This is a genomic window from Nitratireductor mangrovi, from assembly GCF_007922615.2.
GTDB classification, from domain to species: Bacteria; Pseudomonadota; Alphaproteobacteria; order Rhizobiales; family Rhizobiaceae; genus Mangrovimarina; species Mangrovimarina mangrovi.
Window position 1 is genome coordinate 490,207 of record NZ_CP042301.2, and the last position, 24,570, is coordinate 514,776.

Here is a 24,570-nt window from a genome sequence, read left to right on the forward strand (position 1 = left end):
GGTCCTAGATGGCTGAATGGCAGGCTTTTCACGAGGTCCGCTTCCCGACTGCGATCTCGTTCGGCGCGACCGGCGGTCCGGTGCGCCGCAACGAGGTCATCACGCTCACTTCGGGGCGGGAGAAACGCAATGCACGCTTTGCGCATTCGCGCCGCGCCTATGACGCCGGCACCGGCATCCGGTCGCTCGAGGACCTTTACGAGGTGATGGCTTTTTTCGAGGCGCGGCGCGGAACACTGCACGGCTTCCGGTTCAGGGATCCATTCGACATGAAGTCCTGCCGGCCGGACCTCGACGTCTCGCCAACCGATCAACTCATCGGCACCGGCGACGGCGCAAACCGGGTCTTCCAGCTCGCAAAGTCCTATGGTGAGGGGCCGGACGCCTATGTTCGACTGATCGCCAAGCCGGTCGAAGGTTCGGTTCGTGTCGCGGTCAATGGCGGCGAGATGGCCGAGGGCGCCGACTTCACCGTCGATCCCGCGACTGGCGTGGTGACTTTCGAAATGGCGGCGACGCCAGCCGAAGGTGAGGCGGTGACCGCCGGTTTCGAATACGACGTGCCGGTGCGCTTCAACGCCGAGGCACTGGAAATCAGTCTCGCCAGCTTCAAGGCCGGGCAGATTCCGTCGATTCCGCTCGTGGAGATATTGCCATGAGCACCTTTCCGCCCGAATTGCTGGCCCATCTTGGCGGCGAGACCACCAGTGTCTGCCATTGCTGGCGCGTGACCCGCGAGGACGGGGTCGTCACGGGATACAGCGACCATGACGGCGTGGTCGCCTTCGATGGCACCGAATTCCGCCCGCAGAGCGGCTTTTCTGTCTCCGAGGCGCGCGAGACGCTCGGTCTGGCGGCCGACACCGTGGATGTCGAGGGCGCCCTGTCTTCCGACACGCTCGACGCCGATGACCTCGCGGCCGGCAAATATGATGGCGCGAATGTCGAGACCTGGCTCGTCAACTGGCGTGACACCGAACAGCGCGCCTTGCTGCGCCAGGCGGTGATCGGCCGCATCACGCTCGAGGACGGACGCTTCCGGGCCGAACTGGAAAGCACCAAGCTTCACATCAATCAGCCGGGCGGGCGCTGGTTCCGCCGCGCCTGCGATGCCGAACTGGGCGATGCGCGCTGCCAGGTGGATATCGGACATCCGACCCTGGTCGGCACCGGTGCGGTGATCGACGTTCTGCGAAGCGATGCGGTGAGTGTTTCCGGACTCGCGGGCTTTGCCGACGGCTGGTTTTCGCACGGGGTGCTGACCTGCCTCGACGGACCGCAGGCGGGGACCGACTACCGCATCATCGCCCATCGGCGCGACAACGGCGCGGACGAACTGGTGATCTGGCGCGGCACGGCGCCGCTGCCGCAGGCCGGTGTTGCCGTGCGTGTCGTCGCCGGCTGCGACAAGGCTTTCGCGACCTGCAAGGCCAAGTTCGCCAACCATCTCAATTTCCGGGGTTTTCCGCATCTCCCCGGCGACGACGAAGCCTATGGCTACGCGAACGAGCAGCAGGTCTTCGACGGGAGCCCGCTGGTTCCGTGAACGCGCGCCCCGAAGCCGTCAGCGTCGCCGATGCCGTGGTGGCGGAGGCGCTTGGCTGGATCGGCACGCCCTATCGCCATCAGGGCTCGCGCAAGGGCGTCGGCTGCGATTGCCTCGGCCTGGTGCGCGGCGTCTGGCGCGCGATCTATGGCGACGAGCCTGAGCCGCCCGGCACCTACAGCCCCGACTGGGCAGAGGCTGGCGGACGTGACGCGATGCTCGAGGCGGCGCGCCGCCATTTTGTCGAACGGCCGCAGCAGCAAATGGAGGTCGGCGACCTGATCCTGTTTCGCTGGAAGCGTGGCCTGCCGGCCAAGCATGCCGGTATCCTGCTGTCGGCGGACCGCTTCGTGCACGCCTATCAGGGCCATTCGGTGCTGGCTTCGCCGCTGGTCCCGCAATGGCGCCGGCGCATCGCCGGTGCATTCGCGTTTCCACTCAAGGACTGAGATCACAAGCACGTGGCAACCTTATTGCTGCAGGCCGCCGGCGCCTATCTGGGCGGGTTTCTCGGCGCGACCGGGGTCACCATAGGCACCGCCGCAGGCGCGTTGGCCGGCTATACAATCGACCAATGGCTGATCGGCTCGACCCGCACGCTCGAGGGGCCGCGGCTGAAGACGGCGCCGCCGTTTTCGGCCGAGGACGGCGCGCCGGTGCCGCGCCTTTACGGCACCGCGCGGATGAGCGGGACGCTGATCTGGGCGACGCGGTTCGAGGAGACGCGAACCTCCGAACGGCAGGGCGCCAAGGGCGGGCCGAAGGTCAACAGCTACCACTATCACGCCAACGCCGCCTTCGCGCTGTGCGAGGGCGAGATCGCGCATGTCCGCAGGGTATGGGCCGACGGGCGCGAGCTCGACCTTTCCAACATCACCCTGCGTGTCTACCGGGGGGAAGCCGATCAGCAGCCCGATCCGCTGATCGAGGCCAAGCAGGGCGCCGGCAACGCGCCGGCCTATCGCGGCATCGCCTATGTCGTGTTCGAGCGGCTGGCGCTAGAAGATTATGGCAACCGGCTGCCGCAGTTGCAGTTCGAGGTCATCCGGCCGGTCGGCGAACTGCACCGGCAGGTGCGGGCCGTCGCGCTCATCCCCGGTTCTACAGAGTTCGGTTATGCGCCGGGCGAGGTGACGTCGAGCGAGCAGGTTGGCACGGCGAGCCTCGTCAACCGGCACAGCTTGTTCGGCGAAACCGACCTGACGGCCTCGATCGACGAACTCCAGGCGATCTGCCCCAATCTGACCCATGTCGCACTGGTCGTCACCTGGTTCGGCAACGATCTGCGTGCCGGTGAGTGCCGCATCCGACCTGCGGTGACCGATCCGGCGATCGAGTCCGCGTCCGAACCCTGGCAGGTCGCAGGCTTCGGGCCGCAGGATGCCGACGTCGTCACCCAGGATGACGGCCGTTCCGCCTATGGCGGCAGCCCGTCGGACCAGAGCGTCCTCCAGGCGATCGCGGAATTGAAGGCGAGGGGGCTCGAGGTCACGCTCTACCCCTTCATCATGATGGACATCGCTGCCGGCAACGGGCTTCCCGATCCTTACGGCGGTACCGCGCAGGCGGCCTATCCCTGGCGCGGACGCATCACCTGCCATCCCGCTGCGGGCCAGCCCGGCAGCGCCGACAAGACCGCGGCGGCGCGCGAACAGGCGCAAGCCTTTGCCGGTGCCGCGCAACCGGAAGAGTTTTCCTGGGGCGGCGGCAATGTCGTTTTTTCCGGCGACCCGGAGGATTGGGGCTACCGGCGCTTCGTGCTCCACTACGCGGCCCTCGCCGAGGCGGCTGGCGGTGTCGACGCCTTCCTGATCGGTTCGGAACTGCGCGGGCTGACGACGATCCGTGACGACAACGACGCCTTCCCGGTCGTCGAAATGCTGGCCGAGCTTGCCGGCGAGGTGCGCGGCATGCTGGGGCCGGGTACCAAGCTCTCCTACGGCGCCGACTGGAGCGAATATTTCGGCTACCGGCCGGCCGACGGAAGCGGCGACGTCTATTTCCACCTCGACCTGCTGTGGGCGCATCCGGCAATCGATGCCGTCGGCATCGACAATTACATGCCGCTTGCCGACTGGCGCGACGCCGATACCGACGGCTCCAACCCGGATGGCGCCGCCGGGCCGTACGACGCAGCCGCGCTGCGCGCCGGCATCACCGGCGGCGAAGGTTTCGACTGGTGTTACCCGACCGAGGAAGACCGTCGGGACCGCGCGCGGTTGGCGATCACCGACGGTACTCACGGCAAGCCATGGGTCTATCGCTACAAGGACATCCAGTCCTGGTGGGCGAACCAGCATTTCGACCGGCCGGGCGGGGTAGAGGACCCCGCTCCGACCGCCTGGGTGCCGCAGTCGAAGCCGATCTGGTTCACCGAGCTGGGTTGCCCGGCCTGCGACAAGGGGCCGAACCAGCCCAATGTCTTCGTCGATCCCAAATCGTCGGAAAGTGCGCTGCCGCACTTTTCGAGCGGGGGTCGGTCAGACCTTGCCCAGCACCGGTTCCTGCGCGCCCATCTCGATCATTGGGACGAGGAGTCGGCTTCGTTCGAACCCACAGCGAACCCGATCTCGCCGGTCTATGGCGGCCGCATGGTCGACGCCGAGCGGTGTTATCTCTGGGCCTGGGACACGCGGCCGTTTCCAGCGTTTCCGCTGGCCAGGGACGTCTGGGGCGACGCAGGCAACTGGCCGCTCGGCCACTGGCTGAACGGCCGGCTCGCCAATCCGACCGTCGGCGATCTCGTCAACGCCGTGCTCGCCGACCACGGCCTCCCGGCCGCGAATGTCTTGGGCGCGTCGGGGTCGCTGGTCGGTTATGTGGCTACTGAGCCGGTGGCGCCGCGCGCAAATCTCGACGAACTGGCGGAGATCTTCGGGCTTTCGGGATTCGAGACGGCCGACGGGCTGGTGTTTCGCAGCATAGGTGAGGTTCATGGCGCAGCGGCCGAGCCGCCGGAGCTGGTCGCGGGCGACACCGAGCCGGTCAGGACGGTCATGCGCGAACCGGCGCACGAATTGCCCGGTGAGACGCTGCTCGCCTATCGCGACCCGTTCCGCGACTACCGGCCGGCGACGGCACGCTCCGCTCGACCCGGCGTGGCGTCGCGACAGGAGACGTTGCGCTTTTCGGGCTATCTGGAGGAAGGCGCGGCAACGGCGCTTGTCGCCGACTGGCATCGGCGGAGATGGCGGGCGCGCGAGACGATCGAGTTTATGCTGCCGGCGAGTGATCGCAGCGTTGCGCCGGGTAGCTTGATCGCCCTGCCGCCGCCGGTGCCGAGTGGCGAATATGTGGTGACCGAAATCGACGAGGGTGTCATCCGGCGCATCACCGCCCGCCGCATCGAGCGCCGTCCGGCCACGCCCGAACTGCCGGGCAGGGCGGACACGGCGGCGCGGCTGCCCGAGCCGACACCGAAGCCGCTGGTGCATCTGCTTGACCTGCCGACCGTCGGCAGCGTCGACAAGCCTCATGCCCATCTTCGCATTGCTGTCTGGGCCCGGCCCTGGCGTTCGATGATCGTCTACGCGTCGGCCGAGGAGACCGGCTTCGAGGAACGCGGGCGGCTTTCAAGGCCGGCCGTCGCCGGTGAACTGACCGCGGCGCTCGCGGCTGGCCCGCTCGGCCGTCCCGATCGCGCCAACATCGTGCGGGTGCGGCTCTTCGGCGGCGAATTGGCGAGCGTTTCGCAACTGTCCTTACTCAATGGCGCCAATGTCGCGGCGGTGCGATCCGCTTCCGGCGTTTGGGAGGTGCTGCAGTTCCGCGACGCGGTCGAGACGAGCGCGAACGAGTGGGCGCTTTCCGAATTGCTGCGCGGCCAACTCGGCACCCAGGACGCCACCATTAGCGGCGCGCCGGCAGGAGCGCCGTTCGTCCTGCTTGACGAGGCGGTTCAGGCCGCCGGCCTACGGGCGCACGAGGCCGGGTTGGTTCTCAACTGGCGCGTGGGTCCGTCGGGCGGCGCCTTGGGAGGTGGTCAGTTCGCTACTCTGACAGTGGCAGGCGGCGTCAGGGCAGCGCTGCCGCTGTCGCCCGTTCATCTGCGTGCGCAGCACCTTTCCTCCGGCGATGTCGACATCTCCTGGACAAGGCGAGGACGGCTGGCGGCCGACAGTTGGGAGAGTGCCGAGATCCCGCTTGGCGAAGAGGCGGAGGCTTATGTCGTCGAGGTTCGCGACCTCGCCGGCACGCTGATCCGCAGCGTCGATGTTACCGCACCACGATGGACCTACACCGCCGCCGATGTCGCAAGCGACTTCGCGGAGCTGCCGGCCACCGTCGACATCCTCGTTCGCCAGAAGAAATCGCCGACCGGCACCGCCGGCCTCGCCGCCGTCTTGCGCACCGAGATCGCCTGAAAACCTCTCAAGATCAGCAGAAAGGAAGAAAAAATGAACGCATCGAAACCCTGGTATCTGTCCCGCACCATCTGGGCCTCGGTCGTCACCGTAGCGACGGCGTCGGCCAGCCTCATCGGCATCCCGCTCGGCGGCATCGATGACGCGGTGCTTGTTGACACCATTTTGCAGGCGATCACCGCGATTTCCGGGATCCTCGCTGTGATGGGACGATTGTCGGCGACGACAAAAATCGGCTAACCTTGTGCCGCAAGGCCGCAAAGGCCAGTTGGCTCTGGGGGGAGCAGTGATGGCCAATGTCGCGTCGTTCATTCCGCGTTCAGCCGCTTTCGGCTAGAAGCGTCGGCATGAAGACGTTTCTCGCCCATTTGCGGATTGTCGCGAGCCTGGCTGTTTTGCTGGGCGCTGCCACTGTGCACGGCCATGCCGGCACGCTTTTGGCGGCCGCGCCCAGCATTCCGAGCTATATTCACACCGTTGCGGCCAATTGCAACGCGATCGGCCAGCAAGTCGCGGCGAGCGCCGGAGGGCAGTTGCGCCGGGCCGACGCCGTCCAGCAGGGCGGCCAGACGGTCTGCGTCATCACCTATACGGTGCCGAGCCGCGACGGAAAGCCGCCGCGCCGCGTGCAGACGACGGTCAACGCGGGGTAACGCGCGGAGAAATTTCGTTTTCCTTGCCTGCGAACAGGGTTAAACAGGCGCAGCGGGCATCTACAGGCCAGGTTCGACGCCGGGGACATCATGCGCATACTCGTTGTCGAGGACGACAAGGATCTCAACCGCCAGATCGCCGACGCGCTCACCGAAGCAGGTTATGTCGTGGACTGCGCCTTCGACGGCGAGGAGGGGCATTTCCTCGGCGACACCGAACCCTACGACGCCGTGATCCTCGATATCGGCCTGCCGGAGATGGACGGGCTTTCCGTCATCGAGCAGTGGCGCCGTGACGGCAAGAAGCTGCCGGTGCTCATGCTCACGGCCCGCGACCGCTGGAGCGACAAGGTGGCCGGCATCGACGCCGGCGCGGACGACTACGTCGCCAAGCCTTTCCATATGGAGGAGGTGCTGGCGCGGGTGCGCGCGCTGATCCGCCGCGCCGCCGGCCATGCCTCGGCTGAAATCGTCTGCGGACCGCTGCGCCTCGACACGAAGTCGTCGAAAGTCGATGTCGAGGGCAAGCCGATCAAGCTGACATCGCACGAGTTCAGGCTGCTCGCCTATCTCATGCACCATATGGGCGAGGTGGTGTCACGGACGGAGCTCGTCGAACATCTCTACGACCAGGATTTCGACCGCGATTCCAACACCGTCGAGGTGTTTGTCGGCCGCCTGCGCAAGAAAATCGGCATCGATCTGATCGAGACCGTGCGCGGCATGGGCTACCGGATGCGCGAGCCGGCCGAATGAGGCCGAAACCTGCGCCGCGGGAGCGCGCCAGGGACGGCGGATGACCTTCGGCCCGGGCTCGCTGTCCTTCCGGGTCGTGACCTATTCGACCCTATGGGCGATCGTTGCGCTGGTGGTGATCGCCACCCTCATCTCCGCCCTTTATCGCGACGCCGAGGAGCGCGGCTTCCGGAGCCTGCTGACTGCGCATCTCTACAGCATCGTCACGGCCGTCAGCGTTGCGGATGACGGCAGTCTGCAGGGTGCACCCGAACTCTACGATCTGAAATTCGTCCAGCCCGGCTCGGGCTGGTACTGGGCTGTCGAGCCGGTCTCGCCGGGCCTCGAAGGCGGCTTCCGCTCGCCATCGATGACACAGGCGATTCCGGCACCCCCGGTAAGTGACGTGCCCTTCGACAGCGAGTTCCAGCGCCGCTACCAGACCGTGGCGCCCACCGGTGAACGCATCGACGTTCTGGAGAACGACTTCATTCTCGATGCGGAAAACCGCATCGCCCGTTTCCGCGTCATGGGAAACCGCAGCGAACTCGAGCAGCAGATCAGCCTGTTCGAGCGCCAGCTCTACACCTATCTGGCCCTGTTCGGCGCCGGCATGATCGCCATCAACGCCGCCGCGATCCTGCTCGGCCTGCGGCCGCTCGACCAGGTGCGCAACGCGCTTTCACAGGTCCGGGAAGGCACCGCCAAGAAGCTCGACGGACGCTTCCCTTCCGAAATCGCGCCGCTCGCCAGCGAGACCAATGCGCTGATCGAGAACAACCGCCGCATCGTGGAACGCGCACGGACCCAGGTCGGTAACCTCGCCCATTCGCTGAAGACGCCGGTCGCCGTGCTTCTCAATGAGGGCCGCGCGCTCGGCGGCGACAAGGGCCGCCTCATCACCGAGCAGGCCTCGTCCATGCAGCAGCAGGTCGAGCACTATCTGCAGCGGGCGCGGATCGCCGCCCAGCGCGACAGCGTCGTCTTTCGCACGCCTACGCGCGAGCTTCTTGAGCGGATCGTACGGGTCTTCAAGAAACTCCATCCGGACCTCGACATCGGCTATGCCGCTCCGGGCGAGGAACTTGTCTTCGCCGGCGAGCGTGAGGATCTGGAAGAGATTGTCGGCAACCTGCTCGAAAACGCGGTCAAATGGTCGTCCGGCACAGTGCGGGTCTCGTTGTCGCCGCGCGAGGACGGCGGCGCCGGCTGGATAGAGATCCGGATCGAGGATGACGGCCCCGGCATTCCCGAGGACAAGGCACGAGAGGCGATCAAGCGCGGCAAGCGCCTGGATGAGACCAAGCCGGGGACGGGGCTGGGCCTTGCCATCGTTTCAGACCTTGTCCGCGAATATGGCGGCGAGATCGCGCTCGAGCGCTCGGAGCTCGGCGGCCTGAAGGCGCGGGTCAGGCTGCAGGCTGCGGGGTGAGGGCAATCGCCGCACGTTGCCGCCGCGTCAAATTTCGGTCAAAACAGATGTCTACGCGGAATCAGGTTTCGCCAGACCGCCAGGACAAGGACGCAGGCCGGCCCGTATGAAAACCACACTCCCGCTGGCGCTCGCCCTTGCGTTCCTTGCCGGGTGTACGACGTCGTCGTTCAACCGCACGACCCCTGGGCTGCAGACGACCGCATCCATCGCCGAGGCGATGGATGGCGGTCTTGTCGGGCGCGAACTGGGCCAGGGTCTTGGCGACCGTGACCGCCGCATGGCGCTCGAGGCGGAATATGCCGCGCTGGAGCGCACACCGGGCGGCGAGGCGGTGAAATGGCAGGGCGAAAGCGGACGCTGGTCAGGCGAGGTCGTCGCCGCGCAGCCTTATCGGGTCGGATCGCAGGATTGCCGGCAATACACCCACCGCATCACCGGTGCGGGCGGCGCGCGCGAGGCGCGCGGCACTGCTTGCCGCAACCCCGACGGCAGCTGGACGCCTTTGACCTAGCGCAACGAGAGCACCGGCGGAGCTGTGTAGAAGGGCGCGAACCACGCTGGCGCGGCGAAAAGGCCGCACGACGGTTTGATTGGCATTGAACGGCCGCAACGTTATGTGATTGGGCCATGATCTTCTGGGTGATCCTCGCGTTCTTGACGGCTGCGGCATGCCTTGCTGTCATCCTGCCGCTCGCCGGCCGTAAGCGCGAGGCCGCGAGCGCCGCCGCCCATGACCGCGAAGTCTATCGTGACCAGATGGCCGAGATTGCGCGTGACGCCGAACGTGGGCTGATCGGCGAGCGCGAGGCAGAGGAAGCGCGTGCCGAGATCGGCCGACGTCTCATCCGCGCGGAAGATGAGGCCGCGCGTGCGCGCGGCACCGGGACGGTTGTCGCCAGGCTTGTCGCCACCGTCGCCGTTCTCGCCATTCCGCTTCTGAGCTGGGGGCTTTATTCCGTCATCGGCTCGCCCGACCTGCCCGGTCAGCCGCTGGCCGCGCGCCTGGCCAAGGACCCGGCGCAGGCCAGCGTGGAGGAACTGGTGGCGCGCGCCGAAGCGCATTTGCGCGCCAATCCGGCCGATGGCCGCGGCTGGGACGTGCTGGCGCCGATCTATCTGCGGCTCAACCGCGGCACGGAGGCACAGACGGCCTATCGCAACGCGATCCGCCTGCTCGGCCCGAGTGCGGCGCGCGAAACCGGGCTCGGCGAGGCAATCTACGTCGGCGCCGGCGGCATCGTCACGCGCGAGGCCGTGGAAGCGTTCCGCCGCGCGATCGACCTCGGCGACGGGCCCAACCCCAAGGCGCGATTCTATCTGGCCACCGCCATGGCACAGGAGGGTCGCATGGATGAGGCGACCGCGGCGCTGAAGGCGCTGCGGGCTGAACTGCCAGGCGATTCTCCCTGGCTCGGCGTCGTTGCGGAGGCGCTGGCGCGTGCCGACGGCGAAAAGCAGCTGCGAACGGCGAAAGGGCCAAGCCAGGCCGAGATGGACGCGGCCGCCGAGATGGATGCCGACGACCGCTCGGCGATGATCGAGACGATGGTGGCCGGGCTCGACCAGCGCTTGCGCGAAAACCCCGCCGATCCGGACGGGTGGCGGAGGCTTATCCGTTCCTACAGTGTGCTCGGCCGAGCGGAGGAAGCGCGCGACGCGCTCGCCCGTGCGGTCACGGCACTCGGGCCGGACAGCGCGGAGGCCGGTGATCTGCGCAGCTTTGCGGCAACGCTCAATCTCGGCGAGATCGAATAGGATGACGCGCAAGCAGAAAAGACTGTCGATCATCGCGGGCGCGCTCGGTTTCCTGGGCGCGGCGACGGCGCTGACCTTCTATGCGCTCGGGCAGAAGACGTCCTATTTCTACATGCCCGCCGACCTCGTGGCGACCGCCGTGCCGCCCGGCCAGCGCGTCAGGCTCGGCGGGCTGGTCGAGGAAGGCTCCGTCGTGCGTGGCGAAGGCAGCCGGGTGACCTTCGCCGTTGCCGATGGCGGGGGGCGGGTCCCGGTCACCTATGTCGGGCTTTTGCCGGACCTGTTCCGGGAAGGGCAGGGCGTGGTCACCGAGGGCACGTTCGACGGCGCGGGCACCTTCGTCGCGGACAGCGTGCTGGCCAAGCATGACGAGAACTACATGCCCAAGGAGGTCGCCGACAGCCTGAAGGAACAGGGTGTCTGGCAGCAGAACTAGGTAAGGCAGCATGGTCGAGACCGGACATTTTGCCCTCGTACTGGCTTTCGTGCTGGCGCTCGTGCAGGCGGCGCTGCCGCTGGTCGGCGCACGCGCCGGCGACGAGCGGCTGATGGCGGTCGGCGGGCCGGTCGCGATCACCGGCTTCGCGCTGACGGCACTTTCCTTTGCCGCGCTGACCGCCGCCTATCTCGGCTCCGACTTTTCGGTCGCCAACGTCTTCGAGAATTCGCATTCGCAAAAGCCGCTTCTGTTCAAGCTGACCGGCACCTGGGGCAACCACGAGGGCTCGATGCTTTTGTGGGTGGTGATCCTGACCTTCTTCGGCGCGCTGGTGGCCGCCTTCGGCCGCAACCTGCCGGCAACGCTGAAGGCGACGGTGTTGTCCGTCCAGGGACTCGTCGGCGCCGCCTTTTTCCTGTTCATCATCGTCACATCGAACCCGTTCGCGCGCCTCAATCCGGCGCCGGTCGAGGGCCGCGATCTCAACCCTGTGCTCCAGGATGTCGGCCTGGCGATTCATCCGCCGCTGCTCTATCTCGGTTATGTCGGTTTCTCGATCTGCTTTTCCTTCGCCGTCGCCGCCCTGATCGAGGGCCGCATCGACGCGGCTTGGGCGCGCTGGGTCAGGCCGTGGACGCTGGTTGCCTGGTGTTTCCTGACCGGTGGCATCGCGATGGGCTCCTTCTGGGCCTATTACGAGCTCGGCTGGGGCGGCTTCTGGTTCTGGGATCCGGTCGAGAACGCCTCCTTCATGCCCTGGCTCGCCGGTACAGCGCTGCTTCACTCGGCAATCGTCATGGAAAAGCGCTCGGCGCTGAAGATCTGGACCATCCTCTTGGCCATCCTGACCTTCTCGCTGTCGCTGCTCGGCACCTTCCTGGTCCGCTCCGGGGTCCTTACCTCCGTCCACGCCTTCGCCACCGACCCGAGCCGGGGCGTCTTCATCCTGGCGATCCTGACGCTCTTCATCGGAGGCTCGCTGGTGCTGTTTGCCTGGCGGGCGCAGGCGCTCGCGCCGGGCGGGCTGTTCCATCCCGTCTCGCGCGAAGGGGCGCTGGTATTGAACAATCTCTTCCTCAGCACGGCGACCGCGACGGTGTTGGTCGGCACGCTCTACCCGCTACTGGTGGAGGCGCTTTCGGGCGAGAAGATCTCGGTCGGCGCGCCGTTTTTCAACCTGACCTTCGGGCCGCTCTTCGCGCTGCTTCTGGTCGCTGTTCCGTTCGGGCCGATGCTCGCCTGGAAGCGCGGCGACCTCTTCGCCGCCGCGCAGCGCCTGGCTGCCGCCTTCGCGCTGGCGGCGCTGGCCGGGATCGTGGCGCTCGTCTTCGTCGACAGGGCATCGGCACTCGCCGCGCTTGGCATCGGACTTGCGGCCTGGCTGGTGTTCGGTGCACTCACCGACCTTGTCTACCGCGCCGGCCTCGGCACGGTCTCCTTCGCCACCGCCTGGCGGCGCCTTGCCGGACTGCCGCGCTCGGCCTTCGGCACCTCGCTGGCGCATCTCGGCCTCGGGCTGACGACGCTCGGCATCGTCGCCGTGACCGCCTTCGAGACCGAGCACATCCTGACGATGAAACCGGGCGAGAGCGTCGCCGTCGCCGATTACGAACTGCATTTCGATGGTTTGCGGCCCTATCAGGGCCCTAACTACACCGAGGACCAGGGCGTTTTCGCGTTACATGACCGCGAGGGTCGCTTGCTGGCCGAGATCATCTCGTCGAAGCGGCTCTATACCGCCCGGCAGATGCCGACCACCGAAGCCGGCATCGAAACACGCGGCCTGAGCCAGGTTTATGTCTCGCTCGGCGACGCGACCAATGACGGTGGCATTGTGGTGCGTATCTGGTGGAAACCGCTTGTCACGCTGATCTGGCTCGGCGCGCTGGTGATGATGGCCGGCGGCACGCTTTCGCTTCTCGACAGACGGCTGCGGGTGGGCGCGCCGGCGCGCCGGCGTGCTGCGCAACCCGCCGCGGCGGCGGTATCGTGACGACGCTGCGCAAGCTCCTTCTGGTCCTGCTGCTGGCCTGCGTGCCTGCTAGTTCAGCGCTGGCCGTGCAGCCGGATGAAATCCTCGACGATCCCGCGCTCGAGGAGCGCGCACGCGGGCTCTCGGCGCGGCTGCGCTGCCTTGTCTGCCAGAACCAGTCGATCGACGATTCCGACGCCGAACTGGCGCGCGACCTGCGTGTCCTGGTGCGCGAACGCCTGCTGGCCGGCGACAGCGATGCCGAGGTCATCGACTTCGTCGTCTCGCGCTATGGCGAGTTCGTGCTGTTGCGGCCACGTTTCAGCGTCCGCAACGCGCTGCTCTGGGCGACGCCGGTTCTGCTTCTCGGTGCCGGCGGCGCATTCGTCGTTCTGGGGGCGCGGCGTCGGCGACGCGCTTCAACGCCGTTGACCGAGGACGAACGCCAAAGACTCGATCAGATTTTGCGGGAGCCCGGCGAAACGAACTGATACGCTGTCGGGCGGTCCGAACAAGGGAGACGGAAGGCCATGAACGAGGGTATCCTCCGCGTCGACTTCGAAGGCCATTCCGGCGCCAGGCTCGCCGCCCGCCTCGACCTTCCCAACGGCCCGACCCGCGCCTGGGCACTCTTTGCCCATTGCTTCACCTGCTCCAAGGACCTGATCGCTGCGCGGCGCATCGCGGCGGAACTGGCGCGCGCCGGCATCGCCGTGCTGCGCTTCGATTTCACCGGATTGGGCTCGAGCGACGGCGAATTCGCCTCGACCGACTTCACCTCCAATGTCGGCGACCTCGTCTCGGCCGCGGCCTATCTGCGCGACCGCTATGAGGCGCCGGCGCTTCTGGTCGGCCATTCGCTCGGCGGTGCGGCCGTGCTGGCCGCAGCCAAGGACATTCCCGAGGCGAGGGCGGTGGTGACGATCGGCGCGCCGGCCGACACAGGCCATGTGCTCAAGAATTTCGGCGCCAGCCTCTCCGCCATCGAAAGGGAGGGCGAAGCGGAGGTCACGCTCGCCGGCCGCAGCTTCAGGATCGGCAAGGGTTTTGTCGACGACGTCCGCTCGACCCATCTCGCCGATGCGATCGGCAAGATGAAGAAGCCGCTCCTGATCCTGCATTCGCCGCTCGATGCCGTCGTCGGCATCGAGAACGCGACGGCGATCTTCATGGCCGCCAAGCATCCGAAGAGCTTCGTCTCGCTCGACAAGGCGGATCATCTCCTCACCAACCCCGACGATGCGCAATATGCCGCGCAGGTGATCGCCGGCTGGGTTGGGCGCTATGTCCGCAAGGACACGCCGCAAGGGACCGAAAACGTCGAGCATGTGCGCATCATGGAAACCGGCGAGGGCAAGTTCCAGAACGCCGTCCAGGCCGGCCGGCACCGACTTTTCGCCGACGAGCCGGAAAGCGTTGGCGGCCTCGACACCGGTCCCTCGCCCTATGATTTCCTGTCGATCGCGCTCGGCGCCTGCACGTCCATGACGCTGCGCATCTACGCCGAGTTCAAGAAGCTCGATCTCGGCCGCGTCAGCGTCGACGTCTCGCACGCCAAGGTCCATGCCCGCGACTGCGAGGAATGCAGCGACGAGGAACGCGGAAGCAAGGGTAAGATCGATCGCTTCGAGCGCATCATCACCATCGACGGCGAGGTGCCGGCGGAACTGGCGGACAAGATCGAGGAGATCGCCAACAAATGCCCGGTGCACCGCACGCTCGAAGCCCACGCGAAGGTGGCGACGGTCGTGCGCAGCGCCGATTGAGCGTCAACATTACGAAAGTTTCATGTTGCGGAAATGGCGCGGTAATGTCGGCATAACTACCTGTCGGGTCGAGACTGCTTCAACCTGCATCCCGATCTGAAAAGGATATGAATGCAATGACTTCACCCCATTCCGCAAATTCCGGCAAACGCAGGAAATGGATGGCCGCGGCGGCCTCCGTCGCGATCGCTTCGGCAATCGGCTTCGGCGCCGTCACGTCCGGGTCGCTTCCCGTGCTTGCCGAGCCGGTGCGTGTCGACGGTCCGCAGGCGCCCGGCTTCGCCGACATCGTCGAGCGCGTGTCGCCGGCCGTTGTCAGCGTGCGCGTCAAGGCCAAGATGCAGCCGGCCAACGACCGCGGTCCCGGCTTCTTCTTCAACGGTCCCGGCTTCGAGGATCTTCCCGACGATCATCCCCTGAAGCGCTTCTTCCGCGAATTCCGCGGCGACCGCTTTGGCGGCCCTGGCGGCCGGCCCGAGCGGCACGGCAGGGCGCGTCCGGTGTCGCAGGGTTCCGGCTTCTTCATCAGCGAGGATGGCTATCTGGTCACCAACAACCACGTCATCGACGGCGGCTCGGAGTTCACCGTGCTGATGGATGACGGCACCGAGCTCGACGCCACGCTGATCGGTTCCGACCCGCGCACCGACCTTGCCGTGATGAAGGTCGAGGAGGCGCGCAAGTTCACCTATGTCGACTTCGCCGACGATGCCAAGGTCCGTGTCGGCGACTGGGTGGTCGCGGTCGGCAATCCGTTCGGCCTCGGCGGCACGGTGACGGCCGGCATCGTCTCGGCGCGCGGCCGCGACATCGGCGCCGGCCCCTATGACGATTTCATCCAGATCGACGCGGCCGTGAACCGCGGCAATTCCGGCGGCCCAGCCTTCAACCTCAATGGCGAGGTGGTCGGCATCAACACCGCGATCTTCTCGCCCTCGGGGGGCAATGTCGGCATTGCCTTCGCCATTCCGGCGTCGATCGCCAAGGAGGTCATCACTGATCTGATCGAGGACGGCAATGTGGAGCGCGGCTGGCTCGGCGTTCAGATCCAGCCGGTCACCCCGGACATCGCCGAATCGCTCGGCCTTGCCGAACAGAAGGGCGCGCTCGTCACCGAGCCGCAGGCCGACAGCCCGGCGCTCGCCGCCGGCATCAAGGCCGGCGACGTGATCGTCGATGTCGACGGCACCCAGATCGATTCGCCGCGTGCGCTCGCCCGCCTGATCGGCGGCATGGCTCCTGGCACGTCGACCGAAGTGACCGTGTGGCGCAACGGTGCCACCGAGAAGCTGACGGTGAAGCTCACCGAAATGCCCGGCGTCGAGAAGATGGCACGCGCCGAAACGCCGGACACGGATGATGGTGCGCTGCTCGATGATTTCGGCTTGACCGTGGCGGCGTCCGGAGACGGCAACGGTGTCGTCGTGACCGACGTCGATCCGGGCAGCGACGCCGCCGATCGCGGCATTCGCACCGGCGATATCATCGTGGCGGTCAATTCCAGCCCGGTCGACAGTGCCGCAGCCGTGGAAGCGGCGGTTGCCGAGGCCTCCAGGGCCGGCCGCAAGGCGGTTCTGTTCCAGCTCCAGCGCGACGACACCAACCGCTTCGTCGCCTTGCCGGTCGCGCGCGGCTAGCAAACGCCACTGCCGGCGCCGGCCTGTCGCCGGCGTCGGCTTACCTTCTGCCTCCCGCGGTTCCCGGCACCCCCGTTCCGCGTGACGGCGGAGCACGGTCCGGAAGCAGTTCCTCGTAGCTCACGTTTCCGGTCCAGCGGCGGCGGCATCCCATCTCCCGCCGCCGCACCGGCAGGGATCGAGCCATGCAAGCGACCAGCGTAGCGGCGTCCGCGCCCGATTTGTCGTATAAGGCCGGCATGAAGATTCTGCTCATCGAAGACGACCGCGAGGCTGCCGACTACCTCGAAAAGGCGCTGACGGAGGCCGGCCACACCGCCCACGTCGCCGGCGACGGCGAAACCGGCTTCACCCTTGCCGATGGCGGTGAATACGACGTGCTGATCGTCGACCGCATGCTGCCGCGTCGCGACGGCCTTTCCGTGATCGCCGGCCTGCGCGCGCGTGGCACGCGTACGCCGGTTCTCATCCTGTCCGCCCTCGGCGAGGTCGACGACCGGGTGACCGGGCTGCGGGCGGGTGGTGACGACTACCTCACCAAGCCCTTCGCCTTCTCCGAGCTTCTGGCCCGCATAGAGGTGCTGAACCGCCGCGCCGGCACCAGCGATGTCGAGACCGTCTACCGCGCCGGCGACCTCGAGCTTGACCGGCTCTCCCACACCGTCCGGCGCGCCGGCCGCGAGATCGGGTTGCAGCCGCGCGAGTTCCGCCTGCTCGAGTACCTCATGCGCCACGCCGGCCAGGTGGTGACGCGCACCATGCTGCTGGAGAACGTCTGGGACTATCATTTCGACCCGCAGACCAATGTGATCGACGTTCACGTGTCGCGCCTGCGCGGCAAGATCGAGAAGGGCTTTGACAAGCCGCTGCTCCACACGATCCGCGGCGCCGGCTACATGCTGAAGGCCGGCTGAGCGTATGAAATTGCCGGCGATCATGAAGACGACCGCCGCGCGTCTGTCGGCGCTCTACCTTCTGCTTTTCGGCGCCTGCGCGGTGGTGCTTGTCGTCTACATGACCTCGATCTCGTCGCGCATCATCGCCGCGCAGACCCGCGAGACCATCCAGGAGGAGATGCACGGCCTCGGCCGCGCCTATGAGCGCGGCGGCCTGCCGCGTCTGGTGCGTGTGATGGAACAGCGCGCCCGTCAGCCGGGCGCCAATCTCTACCTGATCGCCGATCCCAACGGCCGCATCCTGGCCGGCAATGTCGAAAGCCTGCAGCCGGGCATTCTCGAAATCGAGGGCTGGACGCTCCGGCCCTTCGCCTACAAGCGCTATGGCGAACCCGGGCTGGTGCGCCCGCCGGCCGACAACGGTGCTGGTGCGGAGGCCGACGGCGACCTGCACCATACAGCGATGGCGCTCGTCTTGCGGCTGCCCAACGGCATGATCCTGCTCGTTGGCCGCGATCTGCGCGAGCCGGAGCGCTTCCGTGACGTCGTGCAGCGGGCGCTGATTCTCACCCTGCTGATCATGGGACTCGGCGCATTCCTGATCTGGTATTTCGTCGGTCGCGCCGCGCTGCGCCGTATCGACAGCATCTCCGTCGCCAGCCGCCGCATCATGGGCGGCGACCTCTCGGGCCGTTTGCCGGTCAGCGGCGCCGGCGACGAGTTCGACCGGCTGTCGGAAAATCTCAATGCCATGCTGACGCGGATCGCCGCCCTCAACGAGGGGCTGAAGCAGGTCTCCGACAACATCGCGCACGACCTCAAGACGCCGCTCGCGCGCCTGCGCAGCCGCGCCGAAACCGCGCTTGCCGGGCGCAAGAAGCCGGCCGAACTGCGCACCGCGCTGGAAGCGACGATCGCCGAATCCGATCAGCTTATCCGTACGTTCAATGCCATTTTGATGATCTCGCGCCTAGAGGCCGGCTACTCCGCCGAATCGCTCGCCGCGACCGATCTTGCGGAGATCATCGGCGACGTCGCCGAACTTTACGAACCGGTTGCGGAGGAGGCGGGTGTGGCGCTCGAAACGCGCATGTCGGGCGCGACCAAGATCACCGGCAACCGCGAACTGCTGGCGCAGGCCTTGTCAAACATCGTCGACAACGCAATCAAATACTCCTCCGGCCACGCGGAAAAGCCGCGTGTTTTGGTAACGCTTGAAAAGAGCGGGGGAGAAGTGCGTGTGGCGGTTTCAGACAACGGACCGGGCATCCCGGCGGAAGACCACCGCCGCGCCACAGAGCGCTTCGTCCGCCTTGAGGCCAGCCGGTCGCAACCGGGCTCAGGGCTCGGCCTGAGTCTGGCCAAGGCGGTCATGACCTTCCACCGCGGCCGACTGGAACTGGCCGATGCCGGGCCGGGGCTGGAGGTTGCGATGATATTTCCGGTGCGGGAGGCTGCACGATGAGCCTGCACGCTGAGAAGGGCAAACGGGACTGGTTCGGCGGCCCCGTGCGCTGCCTTGTTCCGCTCTCCGAGGACGAGGCCTCCGAGGCGATCGAGGCCCTTGCCGACTGCGCGGCTGAGGACGGTCTGGAACGTCTTGAGGCCATGCTGCGCGGTGGCGGCGATGGTACTGCCTTTCTCGGCACCGTCTTCAGCCTGTCGCCCTATCTGCGCGACGTTGCGCGACGCGCCCCGGCGATTATCGAGCGCCTTTTCGACGCCGACGTCGAAACGCGCATCGATACGTTGATCGAAGAGACCGCGAATGCCGCGGTCGGCGACGAGGTCACCGAAGCCGTGCTCATGGAGCGGCTGCGGCGGCTGAAGGCCGAGGCGCATTTCCTCATCGCTCTTGCCGATCTCGCCGGCGTCAGTGATACCCGCACCACTGTCGGACGCCTGAGCCGGCTCGCCGATGCGGCGATCAGCGCCGCAGTCTGTTTCCTGCTGCGCGAGGGGCACCAGCGCGGCAAGCTTTCCCTCGCCGATCCCGGCGACCCGGAGAAGGAGAGCGGGCTGATCGTTCTCGGCATGGGCAAGCTCGGCGCTCACGAGCTCAACTACTCCTCCGACATCGATCTGATCGTCTTCTTCGACCCCGAGGCGCCCGCCGTGGTCGACCCGCTCGAATCGACCGACCTCTTCGCCCGTCTCGTGCGTCGCCTGGTGCGCATCCTGCAGGACCGCACGGAGCATGGCTATGTCTTCCGGACCGATCTGCGGCTGCGTCCCGATCCCGGATCAACGCCGCTGGCGATCCCGGTCGAGGCGGCGCTCAACTACTATGAGAGCCGTGGCCAGAACTGGGAGCGCGCCGCTATGATCAAGGCGCGGCCCGTGGCTGGCGACCGCCCGGCGGCCACGCGCTTCCTGAAGGAACTGACACCCTATGTCTGGCGCAAATACATGGACTACGCCGCGATTGCCGACGTCCACTCGATCAAGCGCCAGATTCACGCCCACAAGGGCCATGGCGAGGTCGCGGTTCGCGGCCACAACGTCAAGCTCGGCCGCGGCGGCATTCGCGAGATCGAGTTCTTCGTCCAGACCCAGCAGCTGATCGCCGGCGGGCGCTTTCCCGAGTTGCGCGGGCGCGAGACGGTGCCGATGCTGGGCCAACTCGCCGGGCGCGGCTGGATATCGGAGGAGGCGCGCGGCGCGCTTTCCGCGCGCTACTGGTTCCTGCGCGATGTCGAACACGCGATCCAGATGATCGCCGACGAGCAGACCCATACCTTGCCCGAGGATGACGAGGGGCTGGAACGCGTCGCGCGGCTCCGTGGCTATGGCTCGGCGGAAGACTTCTCGGTCGATTTCCGCGCCGCGCTGAAGGAGGTCGAAACCCACTATGCGGCGCTGTTCGAAAGCGCGCCACAGCTTTCCTCGGGCATCGGCAACCTGGTCTTCACCGGCGATGTCGACGACCCGGACACGCTTTCCACCTTGAGCGAACTCGGCTTCGAGCGCCCGAGCGACATGTGCCGCGTGATCCGCACTTGGCATTTCGGTCGCTATCGCGCCACCCAGTCGGCCGAGGCACGCGAGCGGCTGACCGAACTGACGCCGGCGCTGTTGCAGGCCTTCGGCAGCACGCGACGTGCCGACGAGGCGATCCTGCGCTTCGACGAGTTTCTTTCAGGACTGCCGGCCGGCATCCAGCTGTTCTCGCTGCTGCAGTCCAATCCCGGCCTGCTGCGGCTTTTGGCAACGGTCATGGGTGCGGCGCCGCGGCTCGCCGCCATCATCACCCGGCGCCCGCATGTCTTCGACGGGCTGCTCGACCCGGCCCTGATGTCGGAGCTTCCCAACAAGGCCTATCTGTCGGCACGGCTGGAGACCTTCCTGCAAGGCGCCACGGCCTACGAGGAAACGCTGGACCGGCTGCGCATCTTCACGGCCGAGCAGAAGTTCCTGATCGGTATGCGGCTTCTCACCGGCGCCATCGACGCGACCCGCGCCGGCAAGGCCTTTTCCGACCTCGCCGATCTGACGGTCGGGGCGGCGCTCGAAGCCGTCGCCGGCGAGTTTGCCGTTCGTCACGGCCGCGTTCCGGGCGGCCGCATCGCCATCCTCGGCATGGGCAAGCTCGGCAGCCGGGAACTCACTGCCGGCTCCGACATCGACCTGATCCTGCTTTATGATCATGACGAGGACGCGGAGGAATCCGACGGCGACAAGCCGCTTGCGGCGTCGCTCTATTTCGCGCGCCTGACCCAGCGCCTGATCGCTGCCGTGTCGGCGCCGACGGCCGAGGGCGTGCTCTACGAACTCGACCTCAGGCTGCGCCCCTCCGGCAACAAGGGGCCGGTCGCCACCCATATCGATGCCTTCCGGAAATATCAGCGCAGCGACGCGTGGACCTGGGAGCAGATGGCGCTGACCCGGGCCCGTGTCGTCGCCGGCGACGACGACTTCGCCGGCGTTGTCACGGCGGAGGTCGATGACGTGCTGACGCTGCCGCACGACCGCAAGAAAGTGCTCGGCGACGCCACCGAAATGCGGCAACTGATCGAGGACGAAAAACCGCCGCGCGACGTCTGGGACCTGAAGCTCATTCCGGGCGGGCTGATCGACCTCGAGTTCATCGCCCAGGCGGCGGTGCTGGTCGACGGCCTCGATGGCGAGCGCTCGACTGCGACCGCGGAGGTGCTGGCGCGGCTTTCGCCGAACTATTGCGAGCCGGGCGTCAGGGACGAACTGCTCTCGGCCTACCGGTTGTTCATGAACCTGACACAGGTCACGCGCCTATGCCTGACCGGCCCGGTCGATCGCGACGACATGCCGCCCGGGCTGGCCGACCTGTTGTTGCGCAACACCGACCTTCCGGACCTCAAGGTGCTGGAAGCCCATATCGAAGAGACGTCACAGCGCGTGCGGAAACATTTCGAAGCGCTGTTTCGTGCGAAACATGGCTGAGCGATGGGATGCCCGGCCGGTTTCGTTCGCATCGGGGGTGACGATGCAAAGGAGCACCAGACCATGCAGACGAAGATGAAGACAGCCCTGACCTTCCTGGCTCTGGCCGGCATGATCGGCGGCCTCACCGCCACCGCCCGGGCGGACGACATGCGCCATGGCGGCAAGGGGCATCACGGTATGCGCCTTGAAAAAGCCGACGCCGACAACAGCGGCGACCTGACCTTCGAGGAGTACGCCACCACCATCGATGCCCGCCTCGCCAATGCCGATGCAGACGGTGACGGTCAGATGACGGTGGGCGAAATCGCCGACGAGATCGTGCGCATGCGTGCCGAGCGGGCGGCCCGGCGACTGGTCAGGCGCTTCGATGTCGATGGCGACGGTGCGCTGACCCCCGGCGAGATCGAGAACCGGCAACGCAAGATGTTCGCCCTTCTCGATCGCAACGACGACGGCGTGATCGACCGTTCCGAGATGCCGCGCCGCCACGGCAAGGGCCATCATCGCCGCGACCGCCGACACTGATCGCAAGGCAAAAAGATGCCCGGGAGCCCCGCTCCCGGTCGTCGAGGCCCCCGCCCCGAACGGCCGTCAGGCCGCCATCTGCATGTCGCGCACTGGTATGCGCACCGACACGATCGTTCCGTGACCTTCGGTCGACTTGATCTTCAGCGTACCGCCGTGCATTTCGGTGAGCGATCGTGAGATCGCCAGACCCAGTCCCGATCCGCTGTGGCTCTTGGAGAACTGGTTCTCGACCTGTTCGAACGGCCGGCCGAGCTTGTTCAGCGCATCTTTCGGGATGCCGCAGCCATTGTCCTCGATCGACAGCACCAGCGCGCCGCCGGCCTTCTTGGCGTGCACGACGATCTTGCCGCCTTCGCCGGTGAACTTGACCGCGTTCGACAAAAGGTTGAGCGCGATCTGCTTGATCGCCCTTCGGTCGGCCTGGATGCGCGCATTCTCCGCGATCTTGGTTTCGACGGCGATCGACTTTTCCCCGGCCTGCACCGAAATCACCCGGATTGCCTCGCCCATCAGTGGCGTGAGCTCGATCTCCTCGCGCTGCAGCGAGAACTGGCCGGCTTCGATCTTCGACATGTCGAGGATGTCGTTGATGACGCCGAGCAGGTAGGTGCCGCTGGCGTGGATGTCGCGAGTGTATTCGTCGTAGCGTTCCGAGCCGAGGGGCCCGAACAGGCTCGACTGCATCAGCTCCGAAAAGCCGATGATGGCGTTGAGCGGCGTTCTCAGCTCATGCGACATGTTGGCCAGGAACTCCGACTTGGCCCGGTTCGCCGCCTCGGCGCGCTCGGTCTCGCGCATATATTTGCGGTTGAGTTCAACGAGCTCGCGTGCGCGCTCCTCCTCGGCGCGGCGCGCCAGGCTGAGGTCGTGGATGGTCGCCATCAGCCGGCGTTCGCTCTCGACCAGCTTTTCCTGATGCTGCTTGAGCTGCGTGATATCCGCGCCGACCGAAACCGTGCCGCCGTCCTTGGTGCGCAACTGATTAACCTGCAGCCAGCGGCCGTCGGCGAGCTGGCGCTCGAAGGTGGCGCCGCCGCTGCGCCCCTGCGCGCTCGCCAGCTTTCGCTCGAAGGCGTAGCCATTCATGCTCGCCTCGAGCGTGTTGCGGCTGACGCCCGGCTCGGTCTGCGAGGCGGCGAGCCCCATCTGCTCCTGGAACTTGGTGTTGCACATCACCAGCCGGTCTTCCATGTCCCAGAGCACAAAGGACTCGGAGATGCTTTCGATGGCGGTGCGCAGCCTCAGGTCGGCTTCTTCCGACTGGCGCGCCAGGTTGTGCTGTTCGGTCACGTCGACCGCGATGCCGATCAGGTGCACATCCGAGGCGTCGGGGTCGATGACCTGGGCGCGCGCCCGCATCCACACCCAGTGGCCTTCTGCGTGGCGCATCCGGAACACCTGGTCGACCTGGTCGATCTCGCGCGCCACGATCTGGTTGGCGAGCCCGAACAGGTCGCCGTCTTCGGGATGGATGATCGCTGCCACGTCGCCGAAGGACAGCATGTCCTCGCAGGGCTCGTAGCCCAGCATGTCGTACATGGAGCGGGACCAGTACATCTTGCCGCGGCCCATGTCCCAGTCCCACAGTCCGCAGCGTCCGCGCACCAGCGCCAGGTCGATACGCTGATGTGCCTCGTGATAGATGCGGTCCGCCGCCTGCGCCCGCGCCGCCTGGCTGAAATAGGCGTAAAGCACGATGATCAGCACGCCCGAGGTGATGACGAAAAGCGTCACGTTGAGCGAGACCGTGCGGCGCCATTCGGCCAGCACCGCGTCGCGGGAGATCAGAGCTGCCGCCGCGCCCTCATTGGCGCCGAGGAGGCTGATGGCTGCCAGCCATTCCTTGCCGTCGATGGTCACCGGCATCACGCCGGCGCGCTCGCCGAACAGAAACAGCGGCTGGCCGCCGATCACCAGCTCCTCCAGCGACTGGCCGCTCCAGGCGAACATGGCCGGCGTCGAGGCGACGATGTTGAAAGCCGGGTCGGTGATGACCAGCGCGTGTCGGTAGCGCATCGGAACGAGCGGCGACACGCCCTCCAGGAAGGCCTGGCTGGCATGTGGCTGCGGGGCATGGTCGGCCGCCTTCATGGCGCTGGCGATCTGCGCGGCGCCGAGGCCGAGGGTCATGCGCGCCGAGCGCTCGACATCGTCACGCCAGGCCAGCAGCGACATGGTGCGCGCCGCCGCGACCACGATCAGGAAGATGATGATGAGCGCCGGGATGGAGCGGCGCAGATAGGGTTCGGCGGCGATCAGCCGCTCATAGGCGGGGGCGGCGATGATGCGGGCATTGCCGGCAAGGCCGCGCAGCGGGCCGCGGCGCCCCGCACGCCGCGCAAAAATGTCCGCCTCGGGCGCGCCGCGCGCGTCCGCCTTTGCCATCGGCATCAAGCCTCTTGCATGTCCCCGAAATGATCCG

At 66.8% G+C, this 24,570-nt stretch carries 20 protein-coding genes; 19 read left to right on the top strand and 1 reads right to left on the bottom strand.

The window, feature by feature from the left end; all coding sequences use genetic code 11:
* The first annotated feature begins 8 nt into the window (after positions 1–8).
* The 19 genes from FQ775_RS02320 (at position 9) to FQ775_RS02410 (ending at position 22,145) form a co-directional block, all read left to right on the top strand.
* Complete coding sequence (locus FQ775_RS02320; protein WP_146299768.1) at positions 9–659, top strand: DUF2460 domain-containing protein; 651 nt, start codon at positions 9–11, stop codon at positions 657–659.
* Positions 656–1,546: a DUF2163 domain-containing protein gene (locus tag FQ775_RS02325; RefSeq protein WP_146299769.1), complete on the top strand. Its 891-nt coding sequence runs from the start codon at positions 656–658 to the stop codon at positions 1,544–1,546. The genes FQ775_RS02320 and FQ775_RS02325 overlap by 4 nt, the downstream gene beginning before the upstream one ends.
* Positions 1,543–1,995, top strand: coding sequence for an NlpC/P60 family protein (locus FQ775_RS02330; RefSeq protein ID WP_146299770.1), 453 nt, complete (start codon positions 1,543–1,545; stop codon positions 1,993–1,995). Before FQ775_RS02325 ends, FQ775_RS02330 begins: the two co-directional genes overlap by 4 nt.
* A gap of 12 nt (positions 1,996–2,007) precedes the next feature.
* A complete protein-coding gene (locus tag FQ775_RS02335; protein WP_146299771.1) occupies positions 2,008–5,910 on the top strand; it encodes a baseplate multidomain protein megatron in 3,903 nt (1,300 codons plus the stop codon).
* Between the two features lie 33 nt (positions 5,911–5,943).
* Positions 5,944–6,150, top strand: coding sequence for a hypothetical protein (locus FQ775_RS02340; protein WP_146299772.1), 207 nt, complete (start codon positions 5,944–5,946; stop codon positions 6,148–6,150).
* Positions 6,151–6,257: 107 nt separating this feature from the next.
* Positions 6,258–6,563: a hypothetical protein gene (locus FQ775_RS23855; RefSeq protein WP_146299773.1), complete on the top strand. Its 306-nt coding sequence runs from the start codon at positions 6,258–6,260 to the stop codon at positions 6,561–6,563.
* Between the two features lie 90 nt (positions 6,564–6,653).
* Positions 6,654–7,319 carry a response regulator transcription factor gene (locus FQ775_RS02350; RefSeq protein WP_146299774.1) on the top strand — a complete coding sequence of 222 codons (666 nt, stop codon included), beginning with the start codon at positions 6,654–6,656 and terminating at the stop codon, positions 7,317–7,319.
* Positions 7,320–7,359: 40 nt separating this feature from the next.
* The gene (locus tag FQ775_RS02355) at positions 7,360–8,730 is read left to right on the top strand and encodes an ATP-binding protein (RefSeq protein WP_146299775.1); all 1,371 of its coding nucleotides are present in this window, start codon (positions 7,360–7,362) and stop codon (positions 8,728–8,730) included.
* 106 nt (positions 8,731–8,836) lie between these two features.
* Entirely contained in the window at positions 8,837–9,244 is a 408-nt protein-coding gene (locus tag FQ775_RS02360; RefSeq protein WP_146299776.1) for an RT0821/Lpp0805 family surface protein, read from the top strand.
* Positions 9,245–9,360: 116 nt separating this feature from the next.
* Positions 9,361–10,488 carry a c-type cytochrome biogenesis protein CcmI gene (gene ccmI, locus FQ775_RS02365; protein ID WP_146299777.1) on the top strand — a complete coding sequence of 376 codons (1,128 nt, stop codon included), beginning with the start codon at positions 9,361–9,363 and terminating at the stop codon, positions 10,486–10,488.
* Between the two features lies 1 nt (position 10,489).
* Positions 10,490–10,924, top strand: coding sequence for a cytochrome c maturation protein CcmE (gene ccmE, locus FQ775_RS02370; protein ID WP_146299778.1), 435 nt, complete (start codon positions 10,490–10,492; stop codon positions 10,922–10,924).
* A gap of 10 nt (positions 10,925–10,934) precedes the next feature.
* Positions 10,935–12,920 carry a heme lyase CcmF/NrfE family subunit gene (locus tag FQ775_RS02375; RefSeq protein WP_146299779.1) on the top strand — a complete coding sequence of 662 codons (1,986 nt, stop codon included), beginning with the start codon at positions 10,935–10,937 and terminating at the stop codon, positions 12,918–12,920.
* Positions 12,917–13,390 carry a cytochrome c-type biogenesis protein gene (locus tag FQ775_RS02380; protein WP_432420041.1) on the top strand — a complete coding sequence of 158 codons (474 nt, stop codon included), beginning with the start codon at positions 12,917–12,919 and terminating at the stop codon, positions 13,388–13,390. Before FQ775_RS02375 ends, FQ775_RS02380 begins: the two co-directional genes overlap by 4 nt.
* A 39-nt stretch (positions 13,391–13,429) precedes the next feature.
* Positions 13,430–14,665: a bifunctional alpha/beta hydrolase/OsmC family protein gene (locus FQ775_RS02385; RefSeq protein ID WP_146299780.1), complete on the top strand. Its 1,236-nt coding sequence runs from the start codon at positions 13,430–13,432 to the stop codon at positions 14,663–14,665.
* A gap of 116 nt (positions 14,666–14,781) precedes the next feature.
* A complete protein-coding gene (locus FQ775_RS02390) occupies positions 14,782–16,302 on the top strand; it encodes a Do family serine endopeptidase (protein WP_146299781.1) in 1,521 nt (506 codons plus the stop codon).
* A 239-nt stretch (positions 16,303–16,541) separates the two neighbouring features.
* Positions 16,542–17,216, top strand: a complete 675-nt coding sequence (locus FQ775_RS02395) for a response regulator transcription factor (protein WP_146299782.1) — start codon at positions 16,542–16,544, stop codon at positions 17,214–17,216.
* Positions 17,217–17,238: 22 nt separating this feature from the next.
* On the top strand, positions 17,239–18,663 hold the full coding sequence (locus tag FQ775_RS02400) for a sensor histidine kinase (protein WP_246730249.1): 1,425 nt from the start codon (positions 17,239–17,241) through the stop codon (positions 18,661–18,663).
* Complete coding sequence (locus tag FQ775_RS02405; protein ID WP_146299784.1) at positions 18,660–21,617, top strand: bifunctional [glutamine synthetase] adenylyltransferase/[glutamine synthetase]-adenylyl-L-tyrosine phosphorylase; 2,958 nt, start codon at positions 18,660–18,662, stop codon at positions 21,615–21,617. The genes FQ775_RS02400 and FQ775_RS02405 overlap by 4 nt, the downstream gene beginning before the upstream one ends.
* A 63-nt stretch (positions 21,618–21,680) precedes the next feature.
* On the top strand, positions 21,681–22,145 hold the full coding sequence (locus FQ775_RS02410) for an EF-hand domain-containing protein (RefSeq protein ID WP_146299785.1): 465 nt from the start codon (positions 21,681–21,683) through the stop codon (positions 22,143–22,145).
* A 66-nt stretch (positions 22,146–22,211) separates the two neighbouring features.
* Here the strand turns inward: FQ775_RS02410 and FQ775_RS02415 are convergent, their stop codons facing one another.
* Positions 22,212–24,533 carry a PAS domain-containing sensor histidine kinase gene (locus tag FQ775_RS02415; protein WP_146299786.1) on the bottom strand — a complete coding sequence of 774 codons (2,322 nt, stop codon included), beginning with the start codon at positions 24,531–24,533 and terminating at the stop codon, positions 22,212–22,214.
* Positions 24,534–24,570: the final 37 nt, after the last annotated feature.